Genomic DNA, 5,027 nt, shown 5'->3' with positions numbered 1-5,027 from the left:
TGGAAACAACGCCCGGCGTCACGTACCACGGCAGCGGATGATCCTGCAAATAAGTACTGCCGATATAGTTTTTGCTTCCCAGATTCGCATATTGCAGCGTGTCGAACCAACTCGGCACAGGACTGAACCAGGCGCCGGCATCAACGCCCGCCCGCACTGTTCCGCCGAGATCTTTGTATTTCCTGTCGCCTGCCACGCCGGGCCCATAGCCTGCAACTTCTGCCACGGCAAACCGCATTTTCTCGCCCGCGGGGAGCAGGTAGGGATAAAAACCGTAGCCGCGCGAAACCGGCTGCCACCACGAGAGATTCGCTGAACTTTTTGTGCGCCCTTTCCAGTATGGCCAAAGTTCAGGCTCGAATTGATTGCGAAAACGCGTGGAATCGGTGACACCTGACCAAATGCCGGTCTTGCGTTGCACTGTCGGATCCATCCAGGTCACGGTTTTCGCTTCGGCAGGGAGGTTGCCATTTTCATAGCGGAGCAAAAAGGGCTGCTTTGCTTTGCCGTTCGCATCCCACATTCCCGCACTGTCGGCCGCCGTGAGAAAAACCTGCTGCGTCTGATCTCTGGGACTCAAATGCACATAGTCATAATGCAGCACCAGCAAGCCCACGGCCTGCGGCGAGTTCAAGCCGCCGCGATTGCCCGGCGTGGACCAGGTCTCGAAGAAATCCGGATCCGGAAGGCCGTCGCGTTCATGATTGTAACTCATCCAGCGTTTGAGATCGAAACGCGCGAAATGATCGCCCAATCCCGCCGGCGGCTGACCGCGAAATGCGCTCTCTGACCAGGCGCCGTGATTGCGTTGATAGCCGAACATCGAAGGGCCAAACGTGTTCGCAAAGGTGATGAACACATCAGAAATCGTTTCGGTCGTCACGTTTTCAAATTCATATTCATAGATGATGAAGCTGTCATAGCCGGGATAGCTCCAGGCGCGGCTGGTGCGCGTCACCCGGATGCCGACCGGCGTATCCCAACGTGAGATAATGATCTCTTCCGCTTCGTCGGGATTGAAGGCCGGATTCAATTCACCGCTTTCCAGCACGGGAAAATTCTCAATCTTTCTCAACTCGAGCGGCGTGCTGTACACGCCGACAACGGTAATGGGATCGCCGTTAGTGTTGGAAACAGCGCCGCAGAAGGCGTAGCTTCTGCCGCTAGCACGCGTGCCGGCAAGCCAAATTCCGCTACCGAAGGAATTATGCTGTCCCGGGTAATTTACCCGATCGAGCACGATACTGGAATTCGGCGGATATTCCATGGCCGGGCTGCCCGGCTGCACGGTACCGCCGGCATTGTAGGCTCTTCCCAACTCACCGGTGTTGTACACGGCTTGAGGCAGCAGGCCGCGGCGGTGCACGCGCCAGTCACGCTGTTGCGCATTGCTTTCGCCGAGCGCGACAGCCAGCAGCAGGATCATGAATCCGAGGTGTTTCATGTTTTCTTCTACCATATTTTGTAGCAGGATGATTGTTCGACAGAATGATTGACCTTATAGTTTGGTTGGCTGCGATTGAATTTGAGTCACCGCAGCGAGGCCAAATTCATGGCCTGAGAATTAGATCATTCTACCGTTCAATTATCCTGTCATGATATGTCCTTAGAATTCGAATACAATTCCAAAACTGAACGATCGCGGCTCATTGCTGTAAATCAAAAACGATTGATCGACGCTGAACGGCCCCTGCCTGCCTTTGTCCCACCAATAGCGAATGCCGTTCTCTTTATTATCGATGCCCCATTCTTCATAGTATTGTAGCGGAAGATTGGGGTTGGTGGCCGTGGGCCGCTCGAACAAATAATCGTAATTGAGGATTTTGTTGTTAAAGAGATTGAATACTTCCGCGTACAAATTCGCCGGTATACCGAAGAAATTGCGGATTGACTTTGTTATCCGTAGATCCGTGTTGTACTCCATCGGCGCGCGTTTCACGTTGATCAACCGGATGTCGGAGGGCGAGGTATAGGGCCTGCCGCTACGAATCAAAGAGTACACCGAGAAGTTCATATCTGCCAGCGGGTGAAAACCGGAGACTGACGGGCCCCAGTCATTTCGCGTCACGTAACCGGCAGTGATCACGACATTGTGAGTGCGGTCGAAGTCCAAAAGAATATCGCGGGTGGGCACGTTGGTCAGGTCAGTCGTCACGACCCCCAGCGTATCACGATTGAAAATGGGCGTGGCAGCCGTGGCGGTTGCGCTTTTGCCGGTGGCATAGCCGTATTGATAGTTGATCGAACCGGTGAGCGCGCCGCGCCGCTTGCTCAATGCGATGCGAAAGCCGCGGATGTCGGCGTAATCTAAATTGAAGTAGGAGCTGACTTGATAACCCGCCCGGTCGTCGATGAAATTCGATTGCTGAATGAGATTCTTGACATCTTTGTAGTAGCCGCTGAGGTCCAGCGTGAATCCTTCGCCCAGACCCTGCACCACGCCGATATCGTAGCTGTTCGTGGTTTCGGGCTCGAGTTTGGAATTGCCCAAAATGATGGGATCGTTCAAACGCTGGCCGAGGCGCTGCGAAACGATGTACTGGAACGACGGCCGTTGCATGAAAGAGCCGTAGTTGAGATGAAACACGGTATTGGTCGAAATCGGAAAGGAAAATCCCAATCGCGGCTGCAAGCGGCCGTAAACCGGCGGGCTTTTCCGCTGCGCGTTTTTGGGATTGTATCTTCCCAGCGAATCAGGATCGCCAAACGGCGTGTAGATGTCGGGATAGTAATCCACGCCGGAATACCACATATCGAGGCGCAATCCCACGTTTGCAATCAACCCCTCGAATTCCATCTTGTCCTGCACATAGGCCGCCGCTTCGAAAGGATGCGCGGTGTAGCGCTCGAGTTGCCGGCTCGACCGCACACTCAGAAAATTCGACACGTCAATGAGATAGGAGTTGATTTGGGCGCCGGCATTGAACAAGTGCGCGTGCGTCAATTGGCTGGTTAAGGCGCCGTCAAATGAGATGGTGCGCGTCTTCTCTTTCGTGAAAGTGTCGTATCCCGCTTGATAGTTGAGACGGTCCGGCGAATTGTTGTTCGGGTAGGAAATCGTGCCGACCACCCAATTGAAATCCACCGAGGGGGGAAGCACGTCGGGAACGGGAGTGGCGCCCACCCGATTGTTGGTGAAGAGAGAGTTGAGCTTCAATTCATAAAACGTGCTCGGGCTGAGGGCGTGGGTGAAACGCGCGCCAAGCTGGGTGTTGATTCGTTTCCGGTTGCGCACACCGGTGATGCGATCCCACAGCCAGCGTTGATAGCCGCTGACACTGTTGGCGCCGGGAAAAACATTATCATTCAATTGGGTGAAGCCGCCGCTCAAACGCAGCGTGGTCGCCGCGCCAAGGTCGGCAACCACATTGCCCATCGCCTGATACTCGGCATCGGGCTGTTCGGTGGGGAAAACCGGCATTTGCCGGTTGGAACGCAACGCCAGAAACATGCGCATGCGATTATTGATCGGCCCGCCGGTCGCCATTTCGAGAGAGTAATCGAGATCATTGCCATAGGTTCGCCCGAGGTCTCTGCGCGTTTGCTCCCAAAGCGCCTGAGCCACGGCCACTTGCACCAGCGTATCTCCCGCAAAACTACTGGTAAGCCCCGAGGCCATCGAACCGTAGTAGGGCTGCACTTGATCGGCGCTGGGGTCTCCGGTCAGCCACACCTGGCGATCACGCAGCAGCCGCATGTAATCGTTGGCATTCGGATCGAATACACTCGGACCGAAATGTTTCCTCCCCGGCGCGCGCAGCCGTGTTTCAAACCGCGAACGCCAGACTTGTGCATCGCCCTCTTTCATTGAGATATTCACCACGCCGGATTGCGCATTGCCATATTGCGCGCCGAAGCCGCTGGTGATCACTTCCACCTCCTCGACGCCGCTCATGATCGGCAAGAACGCCGACGAACGATCGAGCGGATTGACGATGCCCATGCCTTGCAGCAGATAGTACTCCTCGCCCACACGCCCGCCGCGAAAGTGGCCGTCACTCACATCCGCGGCCAGACTGATGACGTCGCTGATGTCGCGGATGCCCGGCAGCGTTTGCACGTCGTCGAAGCGCACGATGGCGCTGGTGGCAGTTTTGTCCAGCTCAACATCGGGCCGGATGGCCTGCACGATCACTTCTTCGCCTTCCAGCACTTCTTCGCTGAGTTTGAAATCGATGGTGGTGGTGCGGCCGGCATTCACGATCACTTGCACGAACACGGTCGCCTCATAGCCAATCATGTTGGCGCGCAGCTCGTATTTGCCGGGCGGAACATTGAGAATAAAGTATTCGCCGTTGGCATCTGCCGCCGCTCCCATGCGCGTGCCGGTGATGAGAACATTTGCGCCGGGCAGGGGATTTCCACTTGCCGCTTCTGTAATCGTGCCGGCTATTTTACCGACATTTTGCGCAACGGCCGCATTCAGCCACAGAAATGTAGCCAGCACGGAAAGCTTAAGAAATAGCGGCAGGCGAGAGCGCCTATTTGGAGGTGGACTCCCATGATCTGCGACACAACACCATAACCTTGTGTTTAACATTCTATCTCCCGTTGCCTAGACTACCGCTGCACATACGTCATCCGCACATCTTCGCTCTGGCTGTTTGACAATCTAAAAAATGCAGCCAAAACTGATTGAGGATTGCAGATTTCAATGACCAGACCCCAACCGTTTTTGAGCAATCGCGCTCATGATCATTCAGCCGTTCGATTTATGAACCTGGTTAACAAGACAATAAGACATTTCAATAATGGCAAGACGAAACTTTTGACTGGCAAAATAGACTTGTGATCGGCAAAATTGCTGAGATTTCATGATATGGAATAGTGTAAGCCTGTTTGCCTGATCATCATTGGTTTCATGCAGGCTAATTCACACGCAAAACAACCACGGACTTGGCGGGCACGACGATTTTGAGAAGATTATCCTTCAGCGTGGCTCGGGTGAAATCGGCGATCTTCACGTTCTCGGGTTGTGTGAATGTGTTGTGTGAATTCAATTTTGGCGCGGTCAGCATCTTGCCGTT

2 protein-coding genes are annotated in these 5,027 nt (G+C 54.5%); both read right to left on the bottom strand.

All coding sequences use genetic code 11. The features are described from left to right. The coding region (locus FBQ85_26305; protein MDL1878645.1) for a T9SS C-terminal target domain-containing protein at positions 1 to 1,444 on the bottom strand (1,444 nt) is incomplete at its 3' end. 162 nt (positions 1,445 to 1,606) lie between these two features. Continuing rightward, positions 1,607 to 4,540: a TonB-dependent receptor gene (locus tag FBQ85_26300; protein MDL1878644.1), complete on the bottom strand. Its 2,934-nt coding sequence runs from the start codon at positions 4,538 to 4,540 to the stop codon at positions 1,607 to 1,609. Positions 4,541 to 5,027 lie beyond the last annotated feature (487 nt).

It is taken from the genome of Cytophagia bacterium CHB2, assembly GCA_030263535.1.
Taxonomy (GTDB): domain Bacteria; phylum Zhuqueibacterota; class Zhuqueibacteria; order Zhuqueibacterales; family Zhuqueibacteraceae; genus Coneutiohabitans.
This window is presented reverse-complemented; position numbering and strand designations above follow the sequence as displayed.